Origin of the sequence: Streptomyces melanosporofaciens (genome assembly GCF_900105695.1) — a bacterium.
GTDB lineage: Bacteria > Actinomycetota > Actinomycetes > Streptomycetales > Streptomycetaceae > Streptomyces > Streptomyces antimycoticus.
On record NZ_FNST01000001.1, the window covers coordinates 105,871 to 119,768 of the forward strand.

Below are 13,898 nucleotides of genomic sequence, written 5' to 3' on the forward strand. Positions count from 1 at the left end.
GACCGTACGCTAAATTCCGTGGCAACAACCACCGGGACGAAGGAGTGCGAGATGCGGGTGCGACGACTGGGCTGGGCCGGAGTGGAGATCGAGGCAGGCGGCGAGCGACTGGTGATCGACTACGTGCGGGACCTCTCACCCCTGTTCACGGGGTGGAAGCCCGGCGAGGGGCTGGCGGTGCCGGGCGGGAAGGCCACTGCCGCGCTGGTCACCCACCTGCACCGGGACCACACCGACGCGTCCGCGCTCGCGGACGCGCTGACGCCGGGGGCGCCGGTGCTGCGACCGGCGCCCGGTCACGGCGACGACGTGGACAACGTGACGACGCTGCCGGCCGAGCGCGAACTGGCCCTGCACCGGCTGGCCGCCGAGGTCGTGGATGTCTGGTCCACCCGTGACGTCGGGCCGTTCCGCGTCACCGCGGTCCCCTCCGTCGACGGGCTGGGCGACCCGCAGCTGAACTGGGTGGTGCAGGCCGACGGGCAGCGGGTCTTCCACGGCGGCGACACGATGTTCCACGGCTACTGGTGGCTCGTCGCGCGCCGGTTCAGCCCCCTCGACGCGGTGTTCCTGCCCGCCAACGGCGCGGTGGTCGACGCGCCGCACCTGCAGCCGCCGAGCCCGCTGCCCGCCGCGATGGACCCGAGGCAGGCCGCCGCGGCCGCGGAGATCCTCGACGCCCGGTACGCGGTGCCGATGCACTACGAGGTGGAGCAGCCGGACAAGATCGCGGGCTACGTCGAGGTCTCCGACCCGGAGAACGAGTTCCGCACGCACGCCGGATCGCGCGCCCACGTGCTGGCCGTCGGGGAATGGCTGGACCTGGCCACATGACCGGAAACTCCGCCATGCCAACGGGCTCAGGCGGTAACAGGACATGGCTCGGACAGCAACAGGACATGGGGCCGATGCACACGAGGGAGACCACGACTTCCGGTGGTCACACCGGGCGCTGGAGCACACCGGTGTCCAGCTCGGTCGCACCGCACCGATCGGCACGGGGGATCAGGACCACTTCCGGCACCTGACCGTCGCCTCTCCAATTCGGCTGTGCCGCCCGTCTCTTCGGGGCCGAGGAGGCGGGCGCCGACGACCGTCGGCTCAAGGAGATCGCCGCCGGATCGCTCGAGGGAGGTCTGCTTCCAGGGCGACGGCCGCCGGGCCGGCCGGCTGGAAGAGGTCCGTCTCACCGGCGTTGAGCTCGCGGGTTTCGAGCTGTGGCGGCCGCGCCCCGGATGGTCCGCGAGCCCGGATGTGATGGAGCGGTTCGGCTGGCCACTCTCACGCTCAACGCCTGCGGGCCGGGTGGACGCGGCGAGCGCGCCGCACCATGAGTAGTTTCGCACCAGGCCGTCGGCGAGCAGCGGGTCGATGGGGGCATCGGGCTGCCACTGCGGAAGCGGCTCGCGGTCGGGGTGACGAAACGTCAGCAAGGTCAGTCGGTCGGCGGCTTCGGCCCGTGCCGCGACGACAGGTTCGGTGAGCGCCATGGCGGATGCGCAGACCCCTGCGTCGCCACATCATTACCGGGGTAGCTCGACGCCGCCTGCCCAACGCCTGCTGGTTGCGCAGCGCGTCGGCCTGCTTGCTTCGGGCCGGCGTCTTCCCGGCGGGACTCTCGGTGGGCACGACGCCCTCCCCTTGCTTCGCACACAACTTGACAAACCGGAGCGACGTTCCGAATACTAAATGGAGCAACGCTCCATTTCAGGCTGATCGAAGCGGAACGCTCCTGGCCGCCTCGCCGTGCGCCGGTCGAACCGGACCGCAGGGCGGCAGGGTCCACAGAAGGGCAACCAACGCATCATGACCACATCCGCCACCACCGCCGACACCTCGGGCTCGCCCGCCCCGGTCCTGTCCTACAGTCCGGTGGTGCTGTCCGTACCCGGACGTCCCGTGGACCTCCAGGCACGCGTCTCCGCACCCGAGACCGGAACCGGCCTGCCCGTCATCCTGCTCTCCCACGGTCACGGCCCCTCGAACAACCTCTCGTCGCTGAACGGCTACGCGCCGCTGGTCAACTTCTGGGCCGCCCACGGATTCGTCGTCATCCAGCCCACCCACCTCACCTCCAGGACCCTGAGCCACCTGGTCGCCGACGCCCCCGGAGCGCCCTTCTTCTGGCGCTCGCGCGCCGAGGACATGACCCACATCCTTGACCGGCTCGACGAGATCGAGAAGGCCGTGCCGCTGCTGGCCGGGCGGATCGACCACACCAAAGTCGCCGTCGCCGGACACTCCTTCGGCGGCTTCACCTCCAGCACCCTGCTCGGAGCCAAGCTCACCGACCCCGACACCGGCGAGGTGGTGAACCTCCTCGAACCCCGGATCAAGGCGGGCGTGCTGCTCGCCGCGCCCGGCAGGGGCGACGTCCTCAACGGACCCATGGGCGACATGCTGCCGGTCTTCGCGACCATCGACTTCTCCACGATGGCCACCCCCGCGCTGGTCGTCGCCGGCGACGAGGACGACTCCCGGCACTTCACCGACATGGGACCGGACTGGCACGCCGACCCCTACACCCTCGGGCCCAGCCCCAAGTCCCTGCTCACCCTGTTCGGCGCGGGGCACGCACTCGGCGGGATCCCCGGATACGACGTTGCCGAGACCACGGACGAGAACCCTGAGCGGGTCGCCGCGGTCGCGCGCCTCACCTGGGCCTATCTGCGCAGCGAGCTCTACCCCGAGGACTCCACCTGGCAGACCGCGCGCGACGCGCTGGCCTCCGGCCCCGACCCGCTCGGACGGGTCGAATCCAAGTAGGCGGTCTCAAGTGTCAGTGCCGCGTCGTCATCGTCGTCCAGCCCTGCCATATCCGGGTCGCGTGGCGGTCTTGGGCGTCAATGGGCACGGCGACCTCCTCTGGCCCTACGGCGAGATCGACGGCGTCCCCGGCCCGCCCCGCGGAGGTCGGCACCGCGCGGGAGCAGGACCAGGAGTGCTCGGCTGGGCTCGGAGAGAATTCCCGGCCGTCGCCCGCAGGCATTGACATGTTCACGGGCGGTCCTTATGGTCCAGGCCATCCTGTCCGTATGTGGGAACTATGTTCCTATACATGAACGGAAGAGGTCATCGGATGGCACGAACCAGAACCGCGTTACTCAGTGTTCTCGCCCTGCTGGCCGGTCTGCTGAGCCTTCAGCTCAGCGGACCGGCCCCGCGGGCCACCGCCGCGCCGGCCGCCTTCACCCACCCCGGGGTACTGGTGAGCCGGGCCCAACTCGACTACGCCCGTTCGAAGGTGCAGGCCGACCAGCAGCCCTGGAAGGCCGCCTACGACGACATGATGGGCAGCTCCTACGCCTCGCTGTCGCGCACCCCCCAGCCACGCGCCGTCGTGGAGTGCGGCTCGTCGTCCAACCCCAACCACGGGTGCACCGAGGAGCGCCAGGACGCCATCGCGGCCTACACCGACGCGCTCGCCTGGTACTTCACCCGGGACAGCAAGTACGCCAAGAAGTCGATCGAGATCATGGACGCCTGGTCCTCCACGATCACCGACCACACCAACAGCAACGCCCCGCTGCAGTCCGGTTGGTCCGGCGCCACCTGGCCGCGCGCAGCCGAGATCATCAAGTACACCTACGACGGCGGCTGGCCGGGCGCCGGACGCTTCGCCACCATGCTGCGGAACGTGTACCTCCCCGAGGTGATCAACGGCGCCGCCACCAAGAACGGCAACTGGGAGTTGGTGATGACCGAGGCGACCATCGGCATCGCGGTCTTTCTCGATGACCGCTCCGCCTACGACAAGGCGGTCAGCACCTACCTCGACCGCGTCCCGGCGTACGTATACCTGACCAGCGACGGCGACCTGCCCAAGCCGCCCGCGGACAGCAGCATCGACACCGAGGCCGAGGTCATCAAGTACTGGCAGGGCCAGAGCACCTTCGCCGACGGTCTCGCCCAGGAAACCTGCCGCGACTTCGGGCACACCGGCTGGGGCATCGCCTCCATCGCGGACATCGCGGAGACCAGCCGCATCCAGGGCCAGGACCTCTACCCGAAGATCCAGGACCGGCTGCGCTACGCACTGGGCTTCCACACCGCCTACGAGAACGGCACCCCAGTGCCCTCCTGGCTGTGCGGCGGCACCGTCAAGAAGGGCCTGGACCAGGTCACCGAGGTCGGCTTCAACGCCCTTCACAACCGTCTCGGCATCAGCATGTCCAAACACCCAGAAGTACACCGAGGCCCACCGCCCGTCCGGCACCGACAACTACTTCAACGCCTGGACGACCCTCACCCACGCGGACAACCCGTCCTGACCGAGCGGCACCCCGGCCCTCTCCGCCGCCGGGGCCGGGGTGCAGGAGCGGTAGACGACCCATGACGGTGGCGGTGAGCCCGGCGAGCAGGACGGCGCGAGCGACACCGGCCCCGCAGGCAGCTTCGCCCGGGCCCTGCGACAGATCCGGGCCCGGACGGGCGCCGCCGGTGACATCGACTGGCTCGTCCAGATCGACTCCACCATCGTCCGCGCCCGTGGTCTGCCCGCGTCCTCGCGCCGGTCGGGCGTACCTCAGGCGGCGAAGCGCTTGGCGAGGAGTTCGCCTTCCTGGGCGGCCTGTTCGTGTGCGGTGGCCAGGGCCGTCTCGTGAAGCGGGATGAGGTCGGCCATCGCGGGGACGTGGGGGGCGTGGGTGAGCTCGGGCAGGATGATGCGCAGGTCGAGGCCGAGCATCCGGTTGAGGATGGCTTCGAGGGACGGTACGAGGTGGTCCATGCCGTGGTTGGGGTGCCGGGTCCGAAGCTGCCGCCCCGGGCGGTGATCACGGTGGCGGGGCGGCCGGCGGTGGGCGGAGTGGCTCCGATGGCCAGGGTTCGGCCGAAGATCAGGATCTGGTCCAGCCATGCCTTGAACACCGAGGGCATCGTCAGGTTGTACAGCGGGATGGTGAACAGATAGGCGCTCGCGCCGAGGAACTCCTCGATGAGTTCGTCCTGGAGGGCCTGCTCCTTGGCCTGCTCCGGGGTGTGCTGGGCGGGGTCGGTGCTGCGGGCGGTGATGCTCTCGGCGGTGAGGTGCGGGACCGGTGCCAGCCCGAGGTCGCGGTGGATGACGGGCCCGGTGAAGGAGGCGCGGAAGGACCGGGCGACCTTGCGGGAGACGGATCCGTCGCCGGGAGTGGCCGAGGAATCGATGTGGAGCAAGTACGACATATCTGTGTGGTCTCTTTCGGTTTCGATGGGTGTCAGGACGGACGGGCAGGCGCGTCGGCACCCGGTGCGATGCGCATGGGGACCGCGCGGCCCTCGGACCCGCGGACGGTGCGGGCCGCGAGGGACTGCCTCAGGAAATCGAGAGTGGTGCCGGCTTCCCGGCCGGGAAGCGGCCGGTGACGGGGTGCCGGAGGCGATGAGCCACGGGTGCCGATGGTGATGAGCGGCGTCCCGGGGCGCCCCGGCGGAGGCGGGGCGGTTGTTTCCGGTCCGCCGGGGCGGGTGGGGGCTCAGCGAGCTGCCGTGCCGGGCGCGGCAGCGGCCTTGCGCAGCGCGGACAGGAACGTGTCGACCGGCTGCGCGCCGGAGAGGCCGTATGCGCGGTTCAGGACGAAGAACGGCACTCCGCTCGCGCCGAGCGCCTGAGCCTCGCGGGTGTCCTCCAGGACGTCGGCCGCGTAGGCGTCACCGGCGAGAACCTCGCGTGCCTCGTCGGCCGGGATCCCGACCTCGCTCCCGAGCCGGACGAGGGTCTCGACGTCGTCGACGACCTCGCCCTCGATCAGGTGGGCGCGCATCAGCCGCTCATGCATCTGGGAGCCGAGGCCGTGGGTACGGCCCAGCTGATTCAGGCGGTGGGCATCGAAGGTGTTGACGAGGACGGCCCGGTCGAAGTCGTAGGCGAGCCCTTCCGCCGCCCCCAGCTCCGCAAGCTGCCCGGTCATCGCACGGACCTGCGCCGGCGAGCCGCCCGTCTTCCTGGCAAGGGCGTCGTACACGGGCTCCCGCACGCCTTCACGGTGAGTGGGGTCGAGCTGGAAGCTGCGCCACACCACCTCGACCTCGTCTGCGTGCCCGAACTGGTCGAGTGCCTTGTCCAGCCGGCGCTTTCCGATGGAGCACCACGGGCACACGACGTCCGACCACACCTCGATCCGCAACCGCTGCTGCCCGCTCACAGCGGGCACACCCCGTCCGAGCAGAGGGGAGCGTCGTCGGCCCCGACGAGGACCAGGGCAGGGGCAGGGACGGGGGCCGGTTCCTCGCCGGACGGCGCGGGACCCGACTGCGCCCCGGGCCCGGGGGCTTCATCCAGTGAGGTGCTCACGGGATCCTCCTTGGGTTACTTATTGTGCGTAACCCCAGTCTGCGACAGCATGGGAGGAACTGGAAGGAGGCACTTTGATGTCAGTCACGAACACGAATGTGCCCGAGGCCATCAAGCCGACCGACGACTGTGCCGTTCGTGAGGTGCTCGACCTGGTCGGCGACAAATGGAGCGTGCTGATCGTCGTCCTCCTCGGCCGGCGCACACACCGCTTCTCCGAACTGCACCGCGCCATCGAAGGGATCAGTCAGCGCATGCTCACCCTGACCCTGCGCGCGCTGGCCCGCGACGGCCTCATCACCCGCACCCCGCACGCGACCGTCCCGCCCCGGGTCGACTACGAGCTGACCGACCTCGGCCGGACCCTGCTGGGCCCCCTCAGGGCGCTGGACACCTGGGCCAACACCCACCGCGAAGAGATCCGGGCCGCCCGCCGACGCCACGACCAAGCCTCCTGAAGCGTGCCGGAGAAGCGTGCGTCCGGCCAGGACACAGGGGGCTGTCACAGTGTCAAGGCAGGAGCCGTCACCGAGGACGGCCGCCTCCCGACGGGACGGCCACAAGGCCAATCCCGTCCGCTGCCGGTCGGTCGGCGGTTCCCACTCGACCGGACCGACGCGGCCTCCGTCAGCTCCGACTCGCACAAGACTCCGATGTGGCGCCTCGGACCGCTGCTTCGCGTTCGCCACTTGCTGCCGTGAGTGAGGCTCTTGACCCTCACGTGGCGTCAGGCTGCATAGTCGGTGCCGTGGAGGATCACTGGACTGTGGGACGCGTGGCCGAGCTGGCCGGCGTGAGTGTCCGCACGCTGCATCACTATGACGAGATCAGGCTCGTTCGGCCGTCGGCGCGGACCACGGCCGGGTACCGGGCCTATTCGGCGGGCGACGTGGAGCGGCTGCGGGAGGTGCTGGCCTATCGGCGGCTGGGCTTCGGTCTGCGGGAGATCGCGGAGCTGGTCGGCGACCCGTCCACCGACGCGGTCGCGCATCTGCGCCGGCTGCGCGGCCTGCTGCTCGAGCGGCGTGATCGCGCTGACGCGATGGTGGCGGCCATTGACAGAGAACTGGAGGCGCGGGCGGCGGGATTGACGGTGACACCGGAGGAGCAACTGGGGATGTTCGGTGCACGGTTGTACGACGCGATCGGCGGCGCTTACACCGCGACGCGGTGTACCGAGGCGCGGATCGCCGCGCAGATCTGGAACGCGCTCGGCGACGCGCAGACGGTGCTGAATGTCGGGGCGGGCACCGGCTCCTACGAGCCTGCTGATCGCGAGGTGACCGCGGTGGAGCCATCGGCGGTCATGCGGGGGCAGCGGCCTGCCGGCTCGGCGCCGTGTGTGGCCGCCGCCGCGGAGAGTCTGCCGTTCGAGGACCGGTCCTTCGACGTGGCGATGGCCGTCTCCACCGTTCACCACTGGGGGGACCCGATAGCGGGGACCTCGCCGACCTGGACGCGGCAGATCTCGGCCTCCGCCTGCTCATAGCCTGACCCGCGTCGCAGGTTCAGCGTCATGGCGTCTTCTGGACGGCCCGCTGGTGCGGCTGGTCATCAGGCGGCTCGGCTCCGGTCCCGTGTGGCGCCCGGTCAGCGGGCCTGGGGTTCTTCGGCTTGGGACTTGGTGTGGGCGAAGCGGCAGGACTGGCTGCCGGTCTGGATGATGGGGCGCCGTTGAAGGCCGGCCGGTCGACGGTGGCCACAGGTCGCCGAGGACCCGCCCAGGATGCCACTGCTTGACGCGCTGCCGCCCACGCTGATCCTCGACCGGGTTCGGCAGCGACACGAGGAGGTCAACCGCCTGGTCGACACCGGCTACCCGCTGAGCGAGATTGCCCGGCGCCTCAATCTGGCCCGCAAGACCGCAAGACCGCTCGCCGCTACCGCGACACCGACCTCGACACCCTGATCGCCTCAGCCCGTGACCGGCGCAGTTCCCCGCTCGACCGCTACAAGCCATTCCTCAAAGCCCCGTACGCGGCGGGCAACACCAACACAGCCGAGCTCTACCAGCAGATCGTGAACCGCTGATTCCGCGGAGGCTACTCGACCCTCACCCGCTACGTGCTCTCACTGCGCAAGAACGTCGCCGTCCCCGCCCCGCTCACATCCCCAGCCCCCGCACGATCACCGGGCTGATCATGCGCCCCAGAGACCGCCTCTCGACCCGCGAGGTCGTCCTCGCGCGGGACGGCGACGAGGTCACTCAGGACCGTCAGCGTCGGGGGAGGGACAAAGGTCTGGTTGCGCTGCCGCGGAAGTACCGGCGTGGTCACGGGTGGGGCGAGTTTCCGCTGTGTGACCCGGCCGATGCGGCGGCCATGCGGCCGTTGTCGGCTGAGCCGCAGGCGGCGATGACGGCTCGGCGCACGCGCCCGGCTTGTGAGGACGTCCGGGACTACGTCGTGCATCGGATGTGCCGGGAGTGCGTGGAGGAAGAGCGGCGTCGACGGCTTGCACTCCAGCGGCGTACCTGTGTGCGGAAGCCGCTTGCAAGCCAGAAAGCGCCGCCCAGGCCCTTCTCGGCCCCGGGCCGGCCCTGTCCCTCATGAGGGCCAGGCCCAGTGGCCATACAGGCCACCGGGACGGGTCCCGGGCCGGCCTCGCCATCATGAGGGACAGGGCCGGTGGCCGATCCGGACACCCAATGCCGCAGGCGTGGATGAGTTGTTCACCGTAGCGGAGTCGGGTGCTGAACAAGTCCTGGGGCGCTGCACTTGTCATTGATGGGCGCCCGGGGTTTCAGCTCCCGAGTCCTGCTTTCGAACGCTGGTTCGCCGTGCGACTCATGATTGGTACACCAGGCTCGTCAGGTGCCGCATTTCCACTTCAAGCCAAAAGGGGAAAAGAATGCGAGTTTTGACGAGGGGGCTCGTCAGTACCATTGCCGTCGTTGGTATCGCCGCCGGAAGCCTGGCGGGGGCGGGCGCAAGCTTCGCGGCGTCCGCGTCGGTCTCGAAGCCGGCGGTGCGTGCTGAGGCAGTTACTCCGCTGGCGGTGAACAACTTGGGCCTGAACACGACCGAGGCCAAGAACATCCAGTGCTGGCTGCGCGGCTATGGCTACACCGGCGCGATCGACGGGCAACTCGGGACCAACAGCTGGAAGGCCTTCCAGCGCAATCTCCAAGGCAACTACGGCTACACCGGCGCGATCGACGGCATCGTCGGCACCGGCACGAAGAAGGCCCTGCAGCGCCTTCTCAAGGACGCCTGGGGCTACACCGGCGCGATCGACGGGATCTTCGGATCGGGGTCGCAGGCGGCGTTCAAACGGATGGCTGCGGATGGTTATCCCGGCTGCGGATGACCATCCCGGCTGCTGAGGTGAGTGGCCACCGCGAATAGACGACAGCGGGGCCGGACAGGGTCACCCGTCCGGCCCCGCTGTTCGTCCGTACGCCGCTGGGAGATTTGAGAAACGGCGCGGTCACTAGGCGGGCCGGACCTCTTGGGGTCCTGCGATGGTCACCAGCGTTCCTCCGGCCCGGATCAGGCCTGCGGACCGCTTCCCGATGTCTCCGCCGATGGTGCCGAACGCCAGGTCGACTTCGCCGACGTCCTCCAGGGCGTCGTTCTCGAGGTCGACGAAGTCGGGCGCATGTGCCGGAGGACGGCGGCGATGTTCTGGTGCCCGGCCCGTCGGAGGGTGCTGACGGTGAGATTGCGCAAGGTGGCCATGTTCTCCGGTCCGCGACGGTGTCCGCGCGGGCAGGCTGCGGCCGTGGTTGATCTGCACCCTGGCCGAGCAGGCGCCTTACCTCATCAGGTCCCATAGGGGTGCTCGGTGGGCATCCGGCCGGGATGGTGTTCGCAGGGCGTTGACGCGTCGTTTTGCGGGCGGGAGACGTTCGCTACCGGACTTCGGATGTGCCTCGTGCCCGCGGTGGGACTGTGCGATGCGGTCAGCAGCGCACGGTCTGGCCAGGTGAGCTTCGGTTTGTGGGTCTGTCGCTGCAGCACGGTGAGTTGATGGCGTAGGGCCAGTATCTCGGCGTCCTCGTCGTGGTCACTCCTCGGTAGGAGCCGTATCAGGGTGAACATGCTCGTCAAGGTCAGGTGGAGCAGTCGCAGCAGCACTCCACCATGCCGGTGGGGGAGAGGCTGGGGCGGCAACGAGGCTGGCGGGCCCACCGCAGCGCTCGCCCATCATGACCAGCACCGATGAGGTTTCTGGCACCTACGACGCCGTCATGACACAGCTCCTCGCGTCATCAACGTGCAGAACGCACGACGCCCTCATGAGATGGGGGTGGGGAGGTAGCAACAACGCGAGCTAACCAGAGCAAGTCCCCACCTCCCCGAACGAACTCCGTTCAGCTCGACTTGGCCTGGGCCTCCTTGGCAGACGCCTCCAGCCTGCTCCAGTACTCCTCGTACCAGGCCTCGTCGCCACCATCCATGTTGCTGTTGGTTTCCCGCATGCCGACCTTGCCGTCGATCAGTTCGCGGACGATGTCGGCGTGGCCGGCATGACGGTTCGTCTCGGCCGTCATATGCAGCATGATCCGCTGAAGCGTCACGCCGTCGTTGTCGCCCCACCAGGCGACGTGGCCCATCGCATCGAGTGGCAGCGCCTCGATCGTCGCGTCCGCGTGCGCCCAGGCGCGCTGGTAGAGGCTGAGGATATCCTCGCGCGACTCGTCGGCGGATGCCCACATGTCCGAGTTGGGCTCGGCGTTCTCCTCGTGCCAGGGGAGGGATTCATTGTGCGGGCGGCCGAAGGTTGGGCCGAAGTACCCGAGTTCGACGCTGGCGAGGTGCTTGACGAGGCCGAGAAGGTTGGTGCCAGTCGGTGTCAGGGGGCGGCGGACGTCGTACTCGGACAGTCCGTCCTGCTTCCAGACGACGGCTTCGCGGGCTGCCTTGAGGTAGCGGTGCAGGTCATCTTTAGGGTCATTGGGCTTCATGGGGCTGAGTCTCGCACCGCCCGCCGACAGCGGTCGCATGGGTTTCCCGGTCGCTCACAAAGCATCAGCCAACGACTGGGCCGCCTATGCCGTGGACCGGCCGTCCCCGGGAGCCTTGATGCAGCAGGCATTCGGACAGTTGCAATAGCCGACTCCACCATTAGCCCGCGGCCGCGGCGGCATCCGCGAGCTACTCGACATCGAAACCGCCCGGGCTACCGCCGGCACCCTCACCACCCTGCACGACGAACTCGCCGCCGGAACCGGAATCTCAGGCCCGGCCGGGAGCGATCCACGCCGCGGCCCAGGCCCTCACCTTCGCCGGGTCCATCCGCACGCACCTCCAGGCCCGGGACATCCTGGGCAACCCGGCTCCCGCCCTCCTCGTCCGGGTTCAAAGACGTGTTGCCACGCGGATCAGGTCGGCAACTGTACGAAGGCGGCTGTGCGGCGGCCAGGCGATCACCGTTGTCACGGGCGGGGCATCCAGGACCGGCACGGCGGCGAGGTCTCGGCGCAGGTCGGCGGCGGCGGACTCGGGAATGACCACGGTGGTACGGCCGAGCGCGATCAGCTGGAAGAGCTGTGTCAGGTTCCGTACCTCTGGGCCAGGTCCTTCTGGGTAGCTGCCGCCCGGACCGGGCCAGCGGGCCATCGGGAGGGTCGGCAGGGTGGTGATGTCGGCCATCCGGACCTGGGAGCGGCCGGCGAGCGGGTGTGCGGCCGGCAGGATCGCGACCTGCCCCTCGGTGTACAGGGTTTCGGTGTCGAGCCCGACTGCTGAGTCGAAGGGCAGGTGGAGCAGAGCCACGTCCGCTTGCCCGTCCTGCAACAGTTGCTGGTGCTGGTGTGCCTCGCAGAGCAGCAGATCGACGGTGGCTGCGCCGGGTTCCGCGGCGTAGGCGTCGAGCAACTTTGTCAGCAGCTCGCCGACGGTGCCGGTTTTGACGGCGAGGACGAGGCTGGGATGTGCTGTCGCGGCCCGTTGGGTACGCCGCTCAGCCGCGGTCACCGCGCTGAGGATCGCGCGTGCTTCGGCCAGCAGCACGCCTCCGGCCTCGGTGAGCGTGACCTTGCGGCTGGTGCGTTCCAGCAGGGCGACTCCGAGCCGCCGTTCGAGCTGGGTGATCGTGCGGGACAAGGGCGGCTGGGCTATCCCAAGGCGCTGGGCGGCCTTGCCGAAGTGCAGCTCCTCGGCGACGGCGACGAAGTACCGCAGCTCGCGTATGTCCATGCGCCCAGGCTAATGACGGCTCACGGCTGATCGATACCGCTCGGGTATTGCTGCACGACCGAGCGGGTGTTGGTGCCCGGCCGCAGCACGGGCATGCTTGCTGTCGTGAACGAGAAAACGATCGCGCTGGTCACTGGCGCGAACAAGGGAATCGGGTACGAGATCGCGGCCGGGCTCGGTGCGCGGGGCTGGAGTGTCGGTGTCGGCGCCCGGGACGAGCAGCGCCGGGAGGACGCCGTGGCGAAGTTGCGCGCGGCCGGTGCCGACGCCTTCGGCGTACCCCTGGACGTGACCGACGACGAGAGTGTGACCGCCGCGGTCCAACTGATCGAGGAGCGGGCAGGACGGCTCGACGTACTGGTCAACAACGCCGGCGTGGCCGGCGGCTGGCCGGAGGAACCCACGACCCTCGACCTGGAGACCGTGCGGCGGCTGGTGGAGACCAACGTCATCGGCGTCATCAGGGTCACCAACGCGATGCTGCCGCTGCTGCGCCGTTCGGCGCACCCGCGGATCGTCAACCAGTCCAGCCACGTCGGCTCCCTGACCCTGCAGACCACGCCCGGCGTCGACCTCGGGGGGATCAGCGGGGCCTACGCGCCGACGAAGACCTACCTCAACGCCGTCACCATCCAGTACGCCAAGGAGCTGAACGGCACCAACATCCTGGTCAACAACGCCTGCCCCGGTTACGTGGCCACCGACCTCAACGGATTCAGCGGGACCCAGACCCCCGAGCAGGGCGCGGCGATCGCCATCCGACTGGCGACCCTGCCGGACGACGGCCCGACCGGCCAGCTCTTCGACGACAACGGGGTCCTCCCCTGGTGACCTGACCCTCGGATGCGTTCCCCCTCGATCAGGCCGTAACCGCGCGTCGGACCCACGTGCACCCCGCGAAGATCGCTGCCGCTGGCCGTTGTCACGCAGCCTTGGCCGAGTACTCGGTCCACTGCCGGTGGGTGACTTGGGTGCGGGGCGGTTCTTCGGCTCGGCGCGGGCGTTGTAGCAGCGGATGTGGGCGGCGATGGCGGCGTTCTGCTCGTCGTGCGTCTGGTGGCCTGTGCCCTTGAGAGCGAAGCAGCGCAGCGCGGCGAACTCGGATCCGATCCAGCTCAGCCAGGAGCCGTGGGTAGGTAGGAAGGAAGACCGGCTCGACGTGCGGCCAAGGGGGCGGACATCGGCGTGCTTGTTGCGGGGAGAAGTTGTCCAGCACGACGTACACAGCTTCTCCCCGGGCCAGCGTTCCCGCAGTGTCTTGACCAGGCCGAGGAACTCGCGTCAGCGTTTGAGGATCCGGTAGCAGATCTGGCCGGTGGCCAGGTCGAGGGCTGCGAGCGCGTGAATCACCCCGCCGCTAGCGGTTGTACGTGCGCCCGCAGGCGCCAAGGCTTGGCCGCCAGGCGCCAAGCCTTGGCCTTGCGCGGCATCAGGTTCAGCGGGCCGAACTCATCGACCCATAGCACCCCCGTCGGTCAGCG

Annotated in this window: 11 protein-coding genes and 3 pseudogenes; 8 read left to right on the forward strand and 6 right to left on the reverse strand. The window is 69.3% G+C overall.

From position 1 onward, the window contains the following. Positions 1 to 51: 51 nt before the first annotated feature. The 3 genes and pseudogenes from BLV72_RS00530 (at position 52) to BLV72_RS00545 (ending at position 4,271) form a co-directional block, all read left to right on the forward strand. On the forward strand, positions 52 to 834 hold the full coding sequence (locus BLV72_RS00530; protein WP_093459521.1) for an MBL fold metallo-hydrolase: 783 nt from the start codon (positions 52 to 54) through the stop codon (positions 832 to 834). 972 nt (positions 835 to 1,806) lie between these two features. After that, positions 1,807 to 2,766 (forward strand): alpha/beta hydrolase family protein, encoded by a 960-nt coding sequence (locus BLV72_RS00535; RefSeq protein ID WP_093459523.1) that lies wholly within the window; start codon positions 1,807 to 1,809, stop codon positions 2,764 to 2,766. Positions 2,767 to 3,079: 313 nt separating this feature from the next. Next, a pseudogene (locus BLV72_RS00545) lies at positions 3,080 to 4,271 on the forward strand (alginate lyase family protein). A 254-nt stretch (positions 4,272 to 4,525) separates the two neighbouring features. Here BLV72_RS00545 and BLV72_RS51365 read toward each other — a convergent pair. The 4 genes and pseudogenes from BLV72_RS51365 to BLV72_RS47635 all read right to left on the reverse strand — a co-directional run bounded on the left by BLV72_RS51365 (position 4,526) and on the right by BLV72_RS47635 (position 6,274). Continuing rightward, positions 4,526 to 4,729, reverse strand: a complete 204-nt coding sequence (locus BLV72_RS51365; protein WP_342030648.1) for a hypothetical protein — start codon at positions 4,727 to 4,729, stop codon at positions 4,526 to 4,528. A gap of 77 nt (positions 4,730 to 4,806) precedes the next feature. Continuing rightward, positions 4,807 to 5,166, reverse strand: a pseudogene (locus BLV72_RS51370) (FMN-dependent NADH-azoreductase); the annotation flags it as partial. A 290-nt stretch (positions 5,167 to 5,456) separates the two neighbouring features. Next, complete coding sequence (locus BLV72_RS00555; protein ID WP_208905436.1) at positions 5,457 to 6,125, reverse strand: DsbA family oxidoreductase; 669 nt, start codon at positions 6,123 to 6,125, stop codon at positions 5,457 to 5,459. Continuing rightward, positions 6,122 to 6,274, reverse strand: coding sequence for a hypothetical protein (locus tag BLV72_RS47635; RefSeq protein WP_167746225.1), 153 nt, complete (start codon positions 6,272 to 6,274; stop codon positions 6,122 to 6,124). The genes BLV72_RS00555 and BLV72_RS47635 overlap by 4 nt, the downstream gene beginning before the upstream one ends. A 77-nt stretch (positions 6,275 to 6,351) precedes the next feature. Here BLV72_RS47635 and BLV72_RS00560 point away from each other — a divergent pair, with 77 nt between their 5' ends. From BLV72_RS00560 to BLV72_RS00580, 4 genes and pseudogenes are all read left to right on the forward strand, one after another. Further along, a complete protein-coding gene (locus BLV72_RS00560; RefSeq protein ID WP_093459526.1) occupies positions 6,352 to 6,732 on the forward strand; it encodes a winged helix-turn-helix transcriptional regulator in 381 nt (126 codons plus the stop codon). A 308-nt stretch (positions 6,733 to 7,040) separates the two neighbouring features. Then, a pseudogene (locus BLV72_RS00565) lies at positions 7,041 to 7,715 on the forward strand (MerR family transcriptional regulator); the annotation flags it as partial. A gap of 285 nt (positions 7,716 to 8,000) precedes the next feature. Next, positions 8,001 to 8,183 (forward strand): helix-turn-helix domain-containing protein, encoded by a 183-nt coding sequence (locus BLV72_RS00570; RefSeq protein WP_093459528.1) that lies wholly within the window; start codon positions 8,001 to 8,003, stop codon positions 8,181 to 8,183. Positions 8,184 to 9,124: 941 nt separating this feature from the next. Continuing rightward, positions 9,125 to 9,583: a peptidoglycan-binding domain-containing protein gene (locus BLV72_RS00580; protein WP_093459531.1), complete on the forward strand. Its 459-nt coding sequence runs from the start codon at positions 9,125 to 9,127 to the stop codon at positions 9,581 to 9,583. Positions 9,584 to 10,589: 1,006 nt separating this feature from the next. Here the strand turns inward: BLV72_RS00580 and BLV72_RS00595 are convergent. Both BLV72_RS00595 and BLV72_RS00600 read right to left on the reverse strand, forming a co-directional pair. Beyond that, complete coding sequence (locus tag BLV72_RS00595) at positions 10,590 to 11,183, reverse strand: DinB family protein (RefSeq protein ID WP_093459532.1); 594 nt, start codon at positions 11,181 to 11,183, stop codon at positions 10,590 to 10,592. Positions 11,184 to 11,577: 394 nt separating this feature from the next. Continuing rightward, positions 11,578 to 12,417 (reverse strand): LysR family transcriptional regulator, encoded by an 840-nt coding sequence (locus tag BLV72_RS00600; RefSeq protein WP_093459534.1) that lies wholly within the window; start codon positions 12,415 to 12,417, stop codon positions 11,578 to 11,580. A gap of 93 nt (positions 12,418 to 12,510) precedes the next feature. Between BLV72_RS00600 and BLV72_RS00605 the strand changes: the two genes are divergently transcribed. Next, entirely contained in the window at positions 12,511 to 13,248 is a 738-nt protein-coding gene (locus BLV72_RS00605) for an SDR family oxidoreductase (RefSeq protein ID WP_093459987.1), read from the forward strand. Positions 13,249 to 13,898: the final 650 nt, after the last annotated feature.

Bases quoted from the DNA above. Each gene is read 5' to 3' on its own strand.
- BLV72_RS00530 (WP_093459521.1), top strand. From the start codon at position 52: ATGCGGGTGCGACGACTGGGCTGGGCCGGAGTGGAGATCGAGGCAGGC.
- BLV72_RS00535 (WP_093459523.1), top strand. From the start codon at position 1,807: ATGACCACATCCGCCACCACCGCCGACACCTCGGGCTCGCCCGCCCCG.
- BLV72_RS51365 (WP_342030648.1), bottom strand. From the start codon at position 4,729: ATGGACCACCTCGTACCGTCCCTCGAAGCCATCCTCAACCGGATGCTC.
- BLV72_RS00560 (WP_093459526.1), top strand. From the start codon at position 6,352: ATGTCAGTCACGAACACGAATGTGCCCGAGGCCATCAAGCCGACCGAC.
- BLV72_RS00570 (WP_093459528.1), top strand. From the start codon at position 8,001: ATGCCACTGCTTGACGCGCTGCCGCCCACGCTGATCCTCGACCGGGTT.
- BLV72_RS00580 (WP_093459531.1), top strand. From the start codon at position 9,125: ATGCGAGTTTTGACGAGGGGGCTCGTCAGTACCATTGCCGTCGTTGGT.
- BLV72_RS00595 (WP_093459532.1), bottom strand. From the start codon at position 11,183: ATGAAGCCCAATGACCCTAAAGATGACCTGCACCGCTACCTCAAGGCA.
- BLV72_RS00600 (WP_093459534.1), bottom strand. From the start codon at position 12,417: ATGGACATACGCGAGCTGCGGTACTTCGTCGCCGTCGCCGAGGAGCTG.
- BLV72_RS00605 (WP_093459987.1), top strand. From the start codon at position 12,511: ATGCTTGCTGTCGTGAACGAGAAAACGATCGCGCTGGTCACTGGCGCG.